This window comes from Actinomadura sp. NPDC047616 (assembly GCF_040642915.1).
Classification (GTDB): Bacteria; Actinomycetota; Actinomycetes; order Streptosporangiales; family Streptosporangiaceae; genus Spirillospora; species Spirillospora miaoliensis.
Window position 1 is genome coordinate 251,630 of the sequence record NZ_JBEYTB010000004.1, and the last position, 15,667, is coordinate 267,296.

General features: G+C 65.4%; 13 protein-coding genes. 7 read left to right on the top strand and 6 right to left on the bottom strand.

Going from position 1 to position 15,667, the window contains the following annotated elements; genetic code table 11:
* Nucleotides 1-29: 29 nt before the first annotated feature.
* Nucleotides 30-1,427 (top strand): histidine kinase, encoded by a 1,398-nt coding sequence (locus tag ABZ801_RS11925; protein WP_360696286.1) that lies wholly within the window; start codon nucleotides 30-32, stop codon nucleotides 1,425-1,427.
* A gap of 4 nt (nucleotides 1,428-1,431) precedes the next feature.
* Complete coding sequence (locus ABZ801_RS11930) at nucleotides 1,432-2,091, top strand: response regulator transcription factor (RefSeq protein ID WP_360696289.1); 660 nt, start codon at nucleotides 1,432-1,434, stop codon at nucleotides 2,089-2,091.
* Between the two features lie 39 nt (nucleotides 2,092-2,130).
* On the opposite strand, the gene ABZ801_RS11935 is transcribed toward ABZ801_RS11930, so the two are convergent.
* Nucleotides 2,131-2,424 carry a transposase gene (locus ABZ801_RS11935; protein WP_360697109.1) on the bottom strand — a complete coding sequence of 98 codons (294 nt, stop codon included), beginning with the start codon at nucleotides 2,422-2,424 and terminating at the stop codon, nucleotides 2,131-2,133.
* 565 nt (nucleotides 2,425-2,989) lie between these two features.
* A complete protein-coding gene (locus ABZ801_RS11940; RefSeq protein WP_360696292.1) occupies nucleotides 2,990-3,406 on the bottom strand; it encodes a DUF2809 domain-containing protein in 417 nt (138 codons plus the stop codon).
* 116 nt (nucleotides 3,407-3,522) lie between these two features.
* Here ABZ801_RS11940 and ABZ801_RS11945 point away from each other — a divergent pair, with 116 nt between their 5' ends.
* Nucleotides 3,523-4,647: a site-specific integrase gene (locus ABZ801_RS11945; protein WP_360696294.1), complete on the top strand. Its 1,125-nt coding sequence runs from the start codon at nucleotides 3,523-3,525 to the stop codon at nucleotides 4,645-4,647.
* Nucleotides 4,648-5,560: 913 nt separating this feature from the next.
* Here ABZ801_RS11945 and ABZ801_RS11950 read toward each other — a convergent pair.
* Nucleotides 5,561-6,016: a hypothetical protein gene (locus ABZ801_RS11950; RefSeq protein WP_360696297.1), complete on the bottom strand. Its 456-nt coding sequence runs from the start codon at nucleotides 6,014-6,016 to the stop codon at nucleotides 5,561-5,563.
* Nucleotides 6,017-6,252: 236 nt separating this feature from the next.
* Between ABZ801_RS11950 and ABZ801_RS11955 the strand changes: the two genes are divergently transcribed.
* Entirely contained in the window at nucleotides 6,253-6,627 is a 375-nt protein-coding gene (locus ABZ801_RS11955; RefSeq protein ID WP_360696300.1) for a hypothetical protein, read from the top strand.
* Nucleotides 6,628-6,811: 184 nt separating this feature from the next.
* Here ABZ801_RS11955 and ABZ801_RS11960 read toward each other — a convergent pair whose 3' ends face one another.
* On the bottom strand, nucleotides 6,812-7,267 hold the full coding sequence (locus tag ABZ801_RS11960) for a helix-turn-helix transcriptional regulator (RefSeq protein WP_360696303.1): 456 nt from the start codon (nucleotides 7,265-7,267) through the stop codon (nucleotides 6,812-6,814).
* A 301-nt stretch (nucleotides 7,268-7,568) separates the two neighbouring features.
* On the opposite strand from ABZ801_RS11960, the gene ABZ801_RS11965 reads away from it, so the two are divergent.
* The 3 genes from ABZ801_RS11965 to ABZ801_RS11975 all read left to right on the top strand — a co-directional run bounded on the left by ABZ801_RS11965 (nucleotide 7,569) and on the right by ABZ801_RS11975 (nucleotide 9,461).
* Entirely contained in the window at nucleotides 7,569-7,889 is a 321-nt protein-coding gene (locus ABZ801_RS11965) for a hypothetical protein (protein ID WP_360696306.1), read from the top strand.
* A gap of 42 nt (nucleotides 7,890-7,931) precedes the next feature.
* Complete coding sequence (locus ABZ801_RS11970; RefSeq protein ID WP_360697112.1) at nucleotides 7,932-8,120, top strand: lantibiotic dehydratase; 189 nt, start codon at nucleotides 7,932-7,934, stop codon at nucleotides 8,118-8,120.
* Nucleotides 8,121-8,396: 276 nt separating this feature from the next.
* Nucleotides 8,397-9,461, top strand: coding sequence for a site-specific recombinase (locus ABZ801_RS11975; RefSeq protein WP_360696309.1), 1,065 nt, complete (start codon nucleotides 8,397-8,399; stop codon nucleotides 9,459-9,461).
* Between the two features lie 875 nt (nucleotides 9,462-10,336).
* Here the strand turns inward: ABZ801_RS11975 and ABZ801_RS11980 are convergent.
* Both ABZ801_RS11980 and ABZ801_RS11985 read right to left on the bottom strand, forming a co-directional pair.
* Entirely contained in the window at nucleotides 10,337-12,799 is a 2,463-nt protein-coding gene (locus ABZ801_RS11980; protein ID WP_360696312.1) for an N-6 DNA methylase, read from the bottom strand.
* A 1,754-nt stretch (nucleotides 12,800-14,553) separates the two neighbouring features.
* Entirely contained in the window at nucleotides 14,554-15,666 is a 1,113-nt protein-coding gene (locus ABZ801_RS11985; protein WP_360696315.1) for a hypothetical protein, read from the bottom strand.
* Between the last annotated feature and the right edge of the window lies 1 nt (nucleotide 15,667).

Sequence of the window (15,667 nt, forward strand, 5' to 3'; positions counted from 1 at the left end):
CCGACCGGCCGAAGGTGAGGTGACCGCAGTTGCCTGCGCCGACCGGATGGGCTCGTACTCGGGCGGCGGCCGCCGTCCGCGAGGCGCGGACGGCCGTACGTTCGGCGGCGCCGCATGTGGTGGCCGCCGAACTGGCGCTCTTCCTCGTCGCGCTCGCCGCCGGATTCCTGCAACTGCTGTGGTCGCCGCCGGCGCCGGCCCGGGTGGCGGCCGTCGCCGCGAGCGCGTGCTGGGCCGCACTGCTGCTCCCCGCCCGCAGACGCTCGCCGGTCGCGGCCCTCGCGGCCACGGCGCCGGTGCTCGCCAGCGGGAACGTCGGGGCCATGGCGGTCCTGCCGATCGTCTCGTACGCGACGGCACGGCGCGTCCATCCTGCCCGGCGTCTGTGGACGGTCGTACCGGCGACCGCGGCGGCCGGGCTGCTCCTCGCCCTCGCCGTCGAACGGGACGCGCCGTACGGACTGGAAGCGGCCCTCGCCGGAAACGCGATCAGCGTCGCCGTTCTCCTCGTGTTCCCGGCACTCGCCGGTGCCCTGCGGGGTCAGCGCAGGCCGCGCGTCCGCCTGCTACGTGAACGCAACGCCTACCTGGAACGGGCACAGGGGCTGGCCGCTGACAAGGCGCGGATGAAGGAACGCGCGCGCATCGCCGCCGAAATGCACGACATGCTCGGCCACCGGCTCAGCCTGATCTCGATGCACGCAGGCGCGCTCGAACTCACCGTGGCCCGTTCCGCGCCCGAGCTCAGCGCCCAGGCCGAGCTGCTGCGCACTTCCGCGTCCACCGCGATGAGCGAGCTGCGCGGCATCCTGGGAGTCCTCCGCGACGCCACGGACGAAGCCCCCGAAGCCGAACGCAGCGGGACCCGAGCCGACATCGCCGACCTCGTCGCCGAGTCCCGGAAGGCGGGCGTCGACGTGGAGCTGGTGTGGCCCGGCCCCGACCTCGCCGGCGCCGATCCGCGAACCCGCCACGCCCTGCACCGCGTCGTACGCGAAGGGCTGACCAACGTCCACAAGCACGCCCCGGCCGCGCGTACCAGGGTCGAGGTGACCATGGAACGCGACCGGGTACGCGTCCGCGTGACCAACGGCCCCGTACCGGGCACGCGCCCGCGCTCGCCCGGCACCCGGCAGGGACTCGTCGGCCTCGAGGAACGTGTCGCCCTGCTCCAGGGCGCGCTGACCGCAGGCCCCACCCCCGAGGGCGGCTTCCAGATCGCAGCCGACCTCCCCGCCCATCCGTCCGTGCCCGCCGACCCCCCGGTGCCCAGGGAGGAACCCGAGCCGCGCGAGGTGCCGCCCCCGCTCGACGCCGAGGTGCTGACGCTGCCCCGCGTACTGGGCGCGGGATGCCTGGGCGCCCTGGCGGCCGTCCCGGTCGTCACCGGCCTGGCCGTGCTGATCGTCCTCAGCCTCCTAGAATGACCCGGTGATCCGGACCCTCATCGCCGACGACGCGACGCTCATGCGTGCCGGAATCCGCCTCATCCTGGAGCACGCAGACGACATCGAGGTCGTCGCCGAAGCCGCGGACGGGCCCGCCGCCGTCCGCGCCTGCCGCGAGCAGGAGATCGACGTCGCCCTGCTGGACGTGCACATGCCCGGCGGTGACGGGCTCACCGCCATCGCCGGTATCGTCCGGGAGTCGCCGCGCACCAACATCGCCATGCTCACCGCCTACGACGACGACCGCAACGTCGCCGAGGCCCTGCGCGCCGGCGCCATCGGGTTCCTCCTCAAGGACACCGCGCCCACCGAGCTGATCCGCGCCGTACGCGTCGCCGCCACCGGCGAGTCGATCCTGGCGCCGCAGATCACCCGCCGGCTCATCGAACGCCACCTCATCTCCGACTCCGGCGGCGCCGAGGCGGCGGCCAGGAGCCGGATCGAGCGGCTCACCGACACCGAACGCGACGTGCTCCGCCTCGTCTCGGCCGGGCTCTCGAACGCGGAGATCGCCGAACGGCTCTACATGGCCACCGGCACCGTCAAGGCGCACATCAGCCGCATCCTCACCAAGCTCGACTGCGCCAACCGCGTCCAGGCCGCCATCCTGGCCCACGACGCCGGCCTCCCCGCAAACGGCTGACCCCGTCCCCGCCCCTGACCGGAACCCACCGAATCCGGGTCACTTCTGCGGTTTGCGCAAAGGCAGTTCCAGTTCGAACGGGAAGCGCTGCTCCGGGGAGCCTGTAACTCGAGGTGTGAGCGTGATCTTGTAGCGGGTCTGGTTATCTTTACTGGACGCGGCCTGGGTCGGGGCGGCGTCGGGCACGGTGTAGGCCTTGCGCAGCTCTGCGGCCACGGCGGCGCGGTGCTTGCGCGGGACCGGCCGGAGGCTGTCGCGGATCAGGTGGACCACACACGACTGGACGCTGGTGTGCGGGAACGCGGCGGCGATGGCGTCCTCGAAGCCGGTCAGCCGGTCGCCGCGGGCTCAAGGCGCCGATCGCATCCGGGCGCTTGGCAGCGGTGCGGACGGTCCTGGCGGGGGGCGAATTGATCGGTCGGCGCTGCCAGAAGGCCGCTTCGGGATCGGGGTGGGACAGCGCGAGTTGGATCGTCCGGCGGAGCCGGTCGGTGATCTCCTCCGGAGTCTCCGCCGAGGGCAGCAGTCGCGCCGACCACATCCCGGATGCGGCGCGGGGTGTTCCAGCCCGGCAGTGCGGCGTCGGCGCCGCCACTGGGCGGCCGGGAACTGGGCTGGGACACCGTCGTCTTCGACGCTGATCCTCTGAATGGGCAGCTGGGGGCGGTGGCTTGGTGGGGGCGTCCCCGGGTTGGCCTCGCGAGCCAACAACGAGCCGACATGGCTGGCCGGCGGTCACGGATGGCCGGGAAAAACACGTCGGCGATCGACGACACCACGTGCGAGGGGCGGAACGGGAATTCCGGGATGCACGTGGCCACCGCCCACCTGGTCGCCACCGACCACTCCGACGCGCACTGTGTGGAACGGTTCTTGGATTGATTCGAACCGCGGCTGGCTAAGGTGCAGCGGGTGTCGGGTTTGTTTGGGAACGTTTGCGGGCGCGGAGGAACCAATGCGCGGCGACCAATGGGATGGCGCCGACGGGGTACCAGGCAACGTCAATGAGGTCGAACTGGGCGCCTAGCAGCTGGCGTGCGAGCCAGCTGCGCTGGGAGAGTGCCGCAGGTATGGGGGTGAGCTGTGCAAACTCAATGAACCAGCAATATGCGATCGCGGCGCTGCCGGCGTGCAGCGGGGAGATCGGCGGCCATATGAAAATCACTATCGTGTAGACGATGGCCGCGGACAAGGCGGCGCCTGAGTACTGTTCGATGGGCCCGTCCATCGAGGCGCGGATTGCGTAGGCCGCGCCTGCAAAGCCGGCTGCCGATACCACCATCAGCAGCCGGGTCCAGCGCACTGCGAGCGACATCGCGCAATCATAAGTGGCAGCGCAGCTAAGGTGGTAGCCAGGCCGCTGAGCTTGGACGGGCCGCAGCTGCACCGCTTCTTGGCCGTATCCGGCTGGACCGGCTTCGCGTCGGCGACGTGGAACGCGTCTTCGACGCGATCGATGAACTCAACGAGACCATCACCCGTGCCCGCGAATCCGGCGATCCAAAACTGCGGGCCAGGGTCAAGGGGCGCCGGGTGGTCGGCCCGGCCACCAAACAGCGGATCCGGGCGACGCTGCGGTCCGCGCTCAGCAAGGCGATCCGGGAACGGCTGATCGAGGTGAACGTCGCCGCGCTGGTGGAGCTGCCCTCGGGTAAGGCGCCCAAGGCGCTGGTGTGGACCGACGAACGCATCACCGTATGGGAGCGGGACTTCGCCGCCCACATCGAGAAGATGAACGCGCGCCGCAAACGACAATCCCGGCTCGAACCGCACAGGCGGATCGGGGAGCGGATCAACCGGCTGGACGCCTACATCGGCGCCCCGCGCCCTTCCAAGGTGATGGTGTGGACCCCGGCCCTGACCAAACGGTTCCCGCACCGCGCCCGCGGCCACCGGCTGTACGTGCAGTACCACCTGATCGCCTTCCGCGGCCTGCGCCGCAGCGAATCCTGCGGCCTGCGCTGGAGTGACCTGGACCTGGACAACGGGACGGCCACGATCCGGTGGCAGAAGATCGGAGCCGAGACCTTCGAAGGCAAACCCAAGACCGAAGCCGGGGAGGCGACCATCAGCCTCGACACCGCAACCAACAAAGTCCTGCGCGCCCACAAGGCTCGCCAGAACGCCGAACGTCTGCAGGCTGGAGATGCGTGGGTAGAGACCGGTTACGTGTTCACTACCCCGACCGGGGAACTGGTGACTCCCAACCAGGTCACCGACCAGTTCGAACAACTGTCGATGGAGGCAGGACTGCCTCCCATCCGTCTGCACGATCTCCGGCACGGTGCCGCGACATTCCTTCTGGCAGCCGGGTACGACATGAAAGTCGTCCAAGAGACCCCGCGGCTGTCGTCGATCACCATCGCCGCCGACATCTACACCCGCCTGCTGCCGCAGCTGGCCCACAAGTCCGCCGAAGACGCCGCCGCCGTCATCCTCAACGCCGACCACCACGGCAAACCCGCCAAGCCCGCCTCGAACGGACGGGCCTTCCAGCTGGGAAAGGCACCAGTGGTGGAGCGGCCGACGGCGGGGACTGGGAGGCCGAGACGCTGACCGCAGGGGACACCGCTGGGGCGAACGGCGCTGACCATTGCCCCCAGGCCGCCCACCACAGCTGCCACCGCCTGATCTGGGGCGAGCATGCCGAGCGGACCAATACCTTCGTTCAACCAACTCAGCTCTCGCTCGCACACGGTCCCGCATCTTCTCGCTCTCGGCAGGATGGCGGGACCACCAGCTGCGGCTCAGTGACCAGGTCGCGGCAGCGCAGGTTTGGCGGTGCGCAGTGAGGCTATGGTGGCGTGAGATCCCAGGATCCGCTACTACCTGTAAGTCCCCGACGCCAAGCTCGACATGCCGTTCGAGTAGATCGACCATAGCGTACTCAAGCGCATCACGGCCAAGGCCAATGTATATCTCAGCCAGCGTGACTTTCATGCAGGCCGATCCCCCCCGCTCGGATGGTTTTTGGGGGCTCCTGTTGAGAGGGCAGCTGGCGGAGGACTGGGAGGGGCCTTGTCCGTGTGATGCCGCTCAGACTGGCAGCCCGGGTAGTAGCCTCCGGTGGGTCGTCACCGATTCGGGCTGTCGGTCCTCCGACTTTGGTACCGGGCGCACCGGGGCCGATGAGCCGTCTGCACCAGCTGTGTATTCGTGCCCAGATCGTGCTTGGGGCTGGTGGCGGTGGGAGGGTAAGGCGTCGTAGCGCCTCTTCGGCATGATTGGCCTCGCTGACCAGTTCCTGACCGAGTTTGCGGCACCACCAGCGGTGGAGGTTTCTGCCGAGCACCAACCCGATCGGGCTGACGAGGAGAGCCAGGGCTAGTGGCCACTGAAATCTGGTGGTGGACGGCCAGAATCTAGTAGTGATCAGCTTGCGGGCGGTCTTCGGAGCCGGTACGCCCTGGCGCGTGACGCCAGGGCGTAGGTGAGCATGTCGTTGCCGCCCACCTTCGGGGGACGGTGCTCAGAATCCTGGGCTCACCCAGTGCGCCATGACTCCGGTGCGCCCGTCGGCGTTGCTGAGGATATTGGCGGTGCCGGTCTGCCCGATGCGGTAGGCATGGAGCGTCACACGGTCCCCGGCGTCGAATTTGTGCAGGAACGTCTGCCCGGTGGTGTTCTGGATCACCTCGTCCGAGGCCTGGAGGCCGGTGATTGCCTCGCTGCCGGGGATGAGCGCGTTGTTCTTGAACAGTGCTGTGGTGACCCACAGTGCCGCGTTCGTGGACACAGAGATCGCGGGGCGGGCGAGGTAGGAGATCTCCCACACACCGGGGAAAGGGATCGTGAGTTCCGGGACATCGGAGACCGGCTCGTAGTCACGGTCGGCGCCGGTGAGGTCGTGGCGGAAGGTGAGCGGGTCGGTCTGGAGCCAGGTCGACCCTCCCTGCTGGGAGGTTCCTGTGGTTGCTGCTTGCATGGAGATCTCCGTATCCGTTCGCGGCGATGATCCTGGAGCAATCATCCAGATACCCTGTGTAACCAAACGCCAAATGTACCTTCACGTGTCAATCATCTGCCGGTGCGGCATCTATTCCGTCTCGGCGAGGAAACCTCTACCAGGGGGGATCGGGCCGGAAGGGTGCGAGCGGCGTGTTCGAGTGGCATGCGGCGTTGGTGAACCAGCGTGCCGGTGATCGACGGTTTGTGCAGCGGGTGACCGACGCGCAGGGGCGGGTCACGGTGACGCCTGGCGAGGCGGAGGGACCGCAGGTCACCGATGCGCTGCGGCAGCAGCAGGAGTTGTTCCGCGCCAAGCTCGGCAGGGAGATGGGGCCGACGGATCCGGTGTTCTTCGACCCGGACGCCGATGAGCCGGTTCCGGTCGACCCGGGCAAGATGATGGCCGAGATCCGCCAGGAGGCCGAGCGGATGCCCGAACCTCAGATGCGGGCGTATCTGCTGGCGTTCGCCGACTGCGGTTACATGGTGACCGAGGCCAACCAGCACACGTTCTGCGGCCTGCCGGCAACGCGCTCGCCGCCTCCAGCTCCGCGTGGCTCGCCCCAGGGCGGCGGGCGGGGGGCGTGATAACCGCCAAGCCGAGCGCGAGGCTGAGCGTCGGCCGCCGCCGTCACGGCGCTGACCGGGCGAGCCGTCACAGGCTGGGACCGCGACGAGTACAGCTGCTCGGTGTACGGGCCGTCCACCTACGGGGGCAGGCAGAGCATGCCGTTGCGGGGCTCCCTTGATCGCACGGTCGCTCAAGGGAGCATCAGCCGAGCAAGCGGCTCGCGAGCGTGGCGTGACGCAGCTCGGTCCGTCGCAGCGCGCCCAGCACGATCCCGTGCGGGCGGGCGTAGCAATGGGCCGCGATCCTGACGAACGCGTCGCGGGTGCCCCAGAACAGCGGGAGCTGCCCGGTCTTCTCGGCCCGCAGCAGTGACCAGCGGCTGAAACCGAACGACGGCGCCGCCGCCTCGGCCGTCAGCGCTGCCCAGTGCCGCAGATCCGCCAGGTTCGCCCAGTACGGCTTGACCCCTGCGAGCTGTTCGGGCGGTACGTCCAGGGCCTTGGCCAGCGCCACGAGTCGCGGCGGGTCCGGTCGGCACCGCCCGGCCACACAGGCGATCAGCTGGTGACGGGTCGCCCCGCTGCCCAGGGCCTCGGCGAGTGCGTCCAGGCTCAGCCCACACGCCAGCCGGGCCCGACGCAATGCCTGACCGTCCAACCGTGGCACTCCATGCACCGGCACATCCCCCCTCGCAAGACGTGCCACCCGGCCTTGCTCCCTTAACCATCCGGACAGTCAAGCGTTGTGCCCCAGCTCCGCCTATGCTGGGCGAACCGTTTCATCCTTCCGCGCTGCGGGAGTTCCCGCCGACCTGGGTGGCCCATTCACCAGGTCGTCCGCGTACGCGGGACATCGGCACCTCGTGCGTGTGCTCAATGTGGAACGGCGATCGAACTTTTCGGCCCGAGTCGGGGTCGTACGTGACGCCAACGCGTTTTCGGATTGGGAGGAGGACCGCATGCCAGATGATCTGATCATCCCTGCGATGCTGGCCGGCTGCGCCGCGTTCGCCGGAGTCGTCACCTACGCACTCGTCGGCCGTGACCTTCGTGGTGGGGCCAGGGTGGCGGCCGCGCTGGGCAGTGCCGTTCTCGTGGGACTGGCATCCGTGTTCGTGCTCTACCTTTCGGTGGCCGCTTTTCTGGCGTGCGCGGTGGCCTATCTGGTGACGCGCCGCCTCCTACGGCCGGGTCTCGCTCTGGCGGCGTCCGGGGTCGTTCTCCTTGGCGGGATTTCCTGCGCTGTGGTGATCATGTCCATCGCGCTGAGTGAAATGTAGTCGGTGGCTTCTCCAGCCAGGTCACGGGGCTGATGTGCTCGCCTGCCCGCAGCAGTGCAGGGCGCGCTGCCGGTACAGCTGTCCTTTCCGCCCCGGCACCCGCGCACCGCCAACGTCATCTGCGCGCCGCGCACGGCGGGGCAGGTGATCAGTCTGGCCGAGCACCGCGACCCCGGCCGAGGGTGTCCTGTCGGTACGGGATCTGGCGGTCACGGCCCTGTTCTCGTATAGCTACGGCGAACGGTCATGTAGCGCCGAGTGACGCTCAGGGCTGGGCTTGGCGCGAGGGTGGGCGGTACAGCGGTTGGCGGTAGCTCCAGCTCCGCTTCGAGGTCGGCTTATCGGACTTCTGTCGCCTGACGGTTTGGCAGGGTGATGTCGCAGTAAGTGCCGGATTTACTGTGGCAGAGCCCCAACCGTGATCGCCGCGACCTGCGGCGGGGCAGTCCGGCCGCCGGGGCGAGGTGTACGCATTTACTGCGACAGTGCTGGAAGGATGGGACGGACGTGATGATCGAACCGGTGACCGAGTCCGGGAGTGGGGGCGCGCTCCGGCTGCCGCGCGCCCGGGTAGTGCCCCTGTCCGCCCCGCCCTCGTCGTACACCGCGGCGGTCGAGCGCTACCTCACCGGCGCCGGCATCGCGAAGTCCTCCGCGCGCATCTACCGAATCTCCCTCACGACGTGGGGGTGGATGCTCGCCGGCGAACCGGCGCCGACCGGCCCCTCCCGCCGGAGCGCGAAGCCGCCCGTCTTCCCCGTCACCGCGATCGACGACCCGGCACTGCCGGAGGTCTTGGCCGAGCTGGCGGCGGCGCGGGCGGACGAGTGGACGCCGACACCGTCAACCGGGAGCTGTCCATCGCGCGCAAGGCGATCGGCTGGTGGCAGCGCCAGGGCTGGATCGAAGGCGATCCGACAATCGGCATCGAGCGGCGGCCGGCACCGCCGGACCGCACCAAGGCTCTCGCGGAGAAACCAGATCGCCGCTCTGTGGCGCCTCGACGTCGCGCCGCGGGAGAAGACGCAGTGGAAGATGCTCTATGAGTCCGCCGCGCGGGCCGACGAGGTGCTGTGCCTGAACGTGGAAGACCTCTACCCGCAGGACAAGCGCGGCAGGATCACCGCCAAGGGCGGGGCGACCGAGTGGATTCACTGGCAGTCCGGCACCGCCCAGCTCCTGCCCCGCCTCATCGCCCGCCGCACCCGCGGCCCGCTGTTCCGCACCGACCGCAAGGCCCCGGCCGGAACACCGACGCTCGACGTGTGCCCGGAGACCGGCCGGGCCCGGCTCTCCTACCGCCGGGCCGAGGAGATCTTCGAGGAGAACACCCGGCTGCCGGCCAACCCCCTCGCCTCACCCGACGACATCGAGGACCTGGACGGGTCGACGCTGGCGGGGACATACCGGGGCGAACTCGCGTTTGCCCTGGTCAGGGGTGGTGGGTCGCGTGGGACTCGAACCCACAACCTACGGATTAAAAGCCAGCCCCGATCCGTATCTCCCGTGCCACCGGACACCAGAACGTGCCGCCGCGTCCACGTCTACCCTGATTTGCGTGTCACTCCGTGACGCCCTGTACCGCTCCCTACCGTGGCCGCCGAGCGACCACCGAGCGACCGAACTGGCCTATGTGCAGGAGGTGCTGATCGGTGGCGCGAATCACGACGCCGGGTTCTCACCTCTTTGCCGCCAAGTGCTGGCGTGCCTTCAGCAGTCGACTTCTGGCTGTTCCGGATGGGCACGGGAGCACTGCGGGAGGCGGCTTGCCGAACATCCAGAGTGAATCGTCGCTTACCTGTGCGCGCGTCTGCGGCCCAGGCCGTCGGCCTCGGCGCGCCAACGTGGCTGGGACGCGGGTGCAGGTCCAAGGGACTGCACTCATCGACGCAGATCACCCGCGATCGCCGCTGGGACGACCGAGTCGAGGTCCGCGCTGAAGTCTAGGACCACCACAGAGTGGCCGCTCCAGCAGCCCGGAGCCGAGCAGGAGCGCTCCCCGGGGGAAGGAGCGGGTCGGCGTCGGCGCAGATGCCTGGGTGGATGAGCCCAGTTCGACGTAGCTGCACCAGCGTTGCCGATTGAGGAGCTCGGTCTGCATCCGGCCCAGAACGACAGATGACGGCGTTGTCTGAACACTTGCCGACTGAGCCCATGGAGCGACCATGCCAGAGCTCTTGGCGCGCTCGGTGATTGCCCAAGAGGCGCACCCGGTGCTTGGAGTGGATCAGTGTGCCGGGCTCGGGCGTCGCTCCTGGATCGCCGTGTCGAGCGCGCGTTGGGGGACAAGGGGAGGCCACAGCCTGTCGATGAGGGGCGCGGCCAGGCGCTCGCGGCTCTCGACCTCAGCATCCTTCGAACTCGGCCGACTACCCCGTCGCCACATCCGCCAGTCAGTCTGATTAGCCCTGGATCAGCCCTTCACATTATGACATGTCGTTGTCGGGCTAAACGAGTACCACATGACTATGCCGGTTTGGCACGTCGACGAAGCCGAGTGCCTCATTCCTGCTCAACTCTTCGACCGCAGCTCGCAATGAGGTATGCCCGATCTCGAGTTGTTCCACGAATGGCTTGAGTCGCTCCCTAGCATCCTCGCTTTTGATTCGAGGAAGGACCACCTCCAAGAGGTCATCCGCGTGAATTTCTGCCAAGCCATCAGAACCCCGGGCAAGGGCACGCATTTGTGTCCTGTAAGTCTCTAGGCAGAGACCGACCACCAAGTCGAATCGGTACTCCTCCAATCCGGGCTTGATGCGTAGCCGGTGAAAGCCGTTTGTCACCACAAGCCTAGTGCAATCACCTCCCGCCATGAACCACTTGCGCACAGAGGACCAGATTGCTCCGACAAATATGTCTCCAGGCGCCGCTGAATGTTTAGCGCGATCTGGCAGTTCCCATCCGCGCATCTCAGTCCATTCATACGTGCCTACGCCTACGTCGGCGATCTCTACATACTTGTAGAGATCGGAGGCGAAGCGGCCTGACTTCCCAAGCGATACTTCGGGAACGATGTCCACGACATCACGAAGGGAAAAGTACTCGCCAGCGTTGATCACTTCCTGCTGTGCTTCTATGAACTTCCTACTGTGCCGCTTCGGGTCCAGTGTGAGCTTGGGGTCTGCAATAATGCGCTCGATAGGAATCGCCCAGCCCGAGCCAGGATGGAGCTCGCCTTGTCCTCCCAGCCACGAGAAGTAAGTCCGCGCGTCGCTCGACCGAAGCCGCTGTAGTACTCCTGTGAGGTCTTGATCGAGAACCTTCTCGCCGTCAATTACAATTTCGGTGCCATCTTCAGGGGCTCGTTTCCAAGTCGGCCGCCCACCTTTGTTGCCAACTTCCCAGCCGACCTTCTCGACCATCTCGACTGCTACTGCATAACTGTCCGTCTCTTTGCTGTCGGCGAGCGGAGTTTTTCTCTTCTCAAGTAGGATGACGGAGGCAGATACATCGGCTCCGCTTTGCTTGAACGTGAATCGAGGGAATGCCACGATGGCTGCAATCCGGCAGTGTCGCAGAAGCCATTCTCTCAGAACCAAGTACTGACTCGAGCGGTTAGCCAAATAGCCGTTAGGGAGAATGATGGCAATTCGTCCATCAGGTTTAACCATGCGAACGCACGCCTCGAGAAAGAGAATCCCTTTCTGCTGTGCCTTGCGTATTTTGTTGTCTCTTTGGAGACGACCCTTGCTATCGACGATCCACTCATGCCCTAGGTCGAACTTTGCGAGAGTCGTGATGTGCTTCTCGGTAATGTTCGTACCGAAGGGCGGATTGCATATCACGACGTCATAGCGTTCATTGTTGTGCTGCGCGTCGACGTTGGCTAGAGAGTCTTCAAGTGTGATTTCAGTGTCGGTTGCTCCTTGTAGAACTTTGTTTAGTTCGGCAACTTGGACAGCTGTTACATTGTTATCTGCCCCAAACAGGGTGTTGACCAGGCTTCGCTTGCCGGTCCGACGTCGGTGAGTCGCCATCAGAAAGTCGGCAGATCCAGCTGCGGGATCCTTGACGCGATCGGTCTTGCTAGGGGCCACGAGTTCGACAATGAAATCACTCAGTGTGGTCGGAGTGAAGTACTGCGCCATATCCCAGCGGTAGAGGTCTTTGGCGAACTTCATATAGAAGTCCTGAACCAGCCGGGGGCTTGCCTGGCTCAGATTTCTGTCGGCAAGAAGGGTCAGTGATTGCCGAAGAGCCTCACCCTTGACTTGTACTCGGTTTGGCACGCTCTTAGGCAGCTTGGCGCCGAAATACTCGACTGCCTTAGTCAAGACGGCGTTGAATGCCTTCTCGGTTATCTCATGCGGCATGCCAAGCGCAATTGGGTCTTGCAGGTTCAGTGCATCATTTGGACGGTCGACGTACTCCATCTCGTCAAACAGCTTCGCTAGCAGAAGCTGGAGCATTACCGTATACCTAGTCTCCTTATCGATAGCGTCGGCATGAAGGACGTCTTCGATACGGGCGAATAGGTCCAGGAGCGAACCTGGAGACTTCAGGTCAGAGAACGTGAGCTTGGGGGCGCCCCTAAACGATTCGCCATACCGAGGAAGCGCGGCGAGCGGGGCTTCTCTTACTCGCTTTTCTCTGTCATGCCAAAAGACCCTCTGCTCAACATCATCCCAATAGATAGCAAGGGCGCCGCGCTTGGCGGGACCGAGGAGCGGCTTAACTTGAGTCTCTTTTGCCTTGCTGGCGTCCGTGTTATCACGCTTGACTTCACCGAGAACCACCGCGTGAAGAAGGCGATCCTCAGTCTTCATGTTACGAGCTTCTTCAGCTGAAATGTCGTAGACAACCACATCAGTCCGAAGACTGTTCCGTCCGGCGTTACCAAGCCGGTACACGATTGCCTCAGTAGTGATCTGCTCTTTCGGATAGCCGAGGCTGAGCAGGTGACGGATCATGTCGATGCGGAGCTTCTCCTCAGACGGTCCAAGGCCGTCTGAGCGCCGCGCAGTCGCCTTGAGGGGACCACGAAGCGGACAGTGAAGTGTAAGTCCGCCGCCACGCAAGCCGGCCTGCAAAGAGGAGGGGGACGCAGCTGTACTCACGGAGTGACCCTTCTAGCAGCCCAACGGGGGATGTGAATGCGACATCTCAGCGCACCAAGTATAGCGCTATGGCGGCCGGGGCGTCGGAGGTGAGGCCCGGCGCGAGGGGTCAGACGTAGGAGCGGCGCGGGGATGGTCCAACAACGCGTCGAACTACTCCAATGCCACAGAAGTAGCCAAGTGCCCCATTGCGGACATTTATTGGAATTGGAAAATTTGCAGAGACCCGGGAAGTTGGCATCCAGAATTTCACTACAATGCTTGACCAGACGTCTGGCGGTGGCTACTACTAGTGACGTCGGAATTCAGTCGCTGAGTGAACTGGCTGACTTGATTGCCGCAGTAGTTGGCCGCTAAGTACAGGAAGATGTCATTATGATTGCGAATTCTGAGGCTAACCTGGCCGCTATCCTGCAGGTGCTTCGTGAAGTGGTTAGGCCTTGGATGCGGGAGGTGTGGCCAGCAAACTCATGTGTTGCTACTGCGCGCGTAGTAACTGAGGTACTTCATTCGTGTGGATTTGAGCCACGGCCAGTTTCGGTTTGCGCCGTAGTTGCGAATGAGGCACTGCGGCAGGCAATTGAAAGGGATGTTCCTAATCCGCTGGCAATAGAGGGTGTCATGCTGGCGAGATTGGGAAATCCAAGGGGTGGTGCCAGGTGCGGAGAGGCCGGTTGGGCTGGGCATGTTGCTGTCATATGCGAGGGCTATATTATTGATCTCGCGATAGATCAAGTTGATTGGCCAGGGCGTGATATATGTGTTGCTCCACTCGTGGCACCTTTTAGTGAATCGACGCCCAGGGGTGACATGCTTGAGTGGCGAGTGGCGCATGGTGCCATATATTTCCATTTCCTTTGGGAGGATTTTTCTTTTGTTGACACGCCTGATTGGTGCTGCTTTTCGGGAGGGGCCGTGGGAGATATGATCCGGAAGGCCATAATTTTCCTTTCTGGCTTTGGATTGCATTTTTCTGGAGACCTGTATAGTGGAGAATCTTTGCAAAGATGTTGATTTGCGTGTTGGGTCGTGGTCATGGCGGCTATCCGAAGGGCTGTCGGGAGGCTGGTCAACATTTCATCGTACGGCGGGCACGAACCTGACTTGGGTCGACCAGGCCAGGCTGGCTTCGGCCAGTACCGGATCCTCCAGCAGCAGATTGAACTGGCGGTAATTGAGCGGGGCCATCTCGCATGCGCTCGGCCGAGCAGATCCACCACCTGACGCCGGCTTCTGCAGAGCTACGGCAGCGCCCCCGCGAATCTTCAGCGCTGGCGCCCGCAGGGACGCTAGGGCAGCTGCGGGCTACTACCGTCCCTGGGCTGCAATAGGGGATGACCACCTCAGGGTGGGCCCCACAGGGCGCCATCGCCCATCATGTGCCGTCTGCCAGTGCCCGTCGATGCCCCGAGTCGCGGTAAACCTTGGTAGTCATTACGGTTGCCCGGCACCGGGTTGGGGACGGCCGTGACCAAGTGGGTATTGGCGTCGATGGTGATTTGCACATTGGCCAAGTACCGACAGTTCTTGCTGCGCACGGCCAGGCACCAGTCGCGCATCGACACCACGCCGTCCACTCTTCGCCGTCCGGACCACCTTTGAGTGGATCACTGCATGGCTCGCAGTAGTCTGTGTCGTGCTGTGACCGTCTCGCTCGCCTTCACTGCGGCTAGAAGATCGGCCATGAGGTGGTCGGGAATGGTTCCGCGATGGAGTCCGGAGAGCTGGACCCTGTTCGACAGGGTGTTCTGCTCGGTGGTGAGCAGCTGGGTGCGGCATAGGTGATGGGCGAGAATGTCTCGTGCCACGTATCCGTCCCCGTTGGCCACTGCCTCCTGGAGTAGCCGAGTGGCGGCCGGTGCAGCGTCGGGGCGGCGTTCGGCTGCTTCTGCGAGGTCGATGACGGTCATGCCCAGACGTGCGTGGAACACCGCGAGTCCTGGGGCGGTGTGCAGTCTTAGGTAGTTGTTCACCATGGTGGTCAGGGCGGAATCGACCGGCCGCGCGGTGGCAGATAGGCACAGGACAGTCAGGCAGGCCGTGACCGTTTGTTCCCATGGTTCTGCGGGGGTGCTGTCCTGGAGCAGTGTGAATGCAGTAGCGGGATCGTCGGCATGCAGGTGGGCCAGTACGGCCACCTGGCGTCCGTCCAGGAGCCGACGTCCGACGCCTTTGTGTCGCTCGGCGTGGGTCAGTGCCTCTTCCCACCTGCCTGCGCTGGCCAGGGCTCGGGTGCCGTCGGCGAGCAGGACGGTCCAGAGCCACTGGCAGAGGGTGCGGTGGTCCTCGCCTGGGGTGGTGAAGTTTCGGAAGGACACGTACCGACCGTCTAACTCGGTGTCTGTGCGGGCGGTGACCGCGTGGAACAGCGTGCCGAGCAGGCGGTAGGCGCCGTCGCCGTCGCCCTCCCGGATCAGTAGTCGGGCGAGGTTGACCAGGGGCTCCAGGGCATGCCGGGCCACCGCCGGGTCCAGTGGCCGGCCGCTGAGGTAGGTCTCGAAGTGACGCCAGCACAAGGAACTCGCCAGGTCAGGCAGGCCGCAGTCGCTGGCGATCAGTGCCGCCTTGTTCTGCGCGGCGGCGGCCAGCGCCTGGTTGCCGTCGCTTTCGGCAGCGCGTGCCAGGTCGCCGATCTGGCGAACCCGCTCGGCGAGGGGCAGGCATGGAGGGCGCGGGCGAGCGACCAGCGGGAATCGCCTTGCTATCTGGGCGATGTCCATT

Excerpts from the sequence above, each read along its gene's own strand:
- ABZ801_RS11980 (WP_360696312.1), bottom strand. The coding sequence starts at position 12,799 with ATGATCCGTCACCTGCTCAGCCTCGGCTATCCGAAAGAGCAGATCACT.
- ABZ801_RS11965 (WP_360696306.1), top strand. The coding sequence starts at position 7,569 with ATGCCAGATGATCTGATCATCCCTGCGATGCTGGCCGGCTGCGCCGCG.
- ABZ801_RS11985 (WP_360696315.1), bottom strand. The coding sequence starts at position 15,666 with ATGGACATCGCCCAGATAGCAAGGCGATTCCCGCTGGTCGCTCGCCCG.
- ABZ801_RS11940 (WP_360696292.1), bottom strand. The coding sequence starts at position 3,406 with ATGTCGCTCGCAGTGCGCTGGACCCGGCTGCTGATGGTGGTATCGGCA.
- ABZ801_RS11950 (WP_360696297.1), bottom strand. The coding sequence starts at position 6,016 with ATGCAAGCAGCAACCACAGGAACCTCCCAGCAGGGAGGGTCGACCTGG.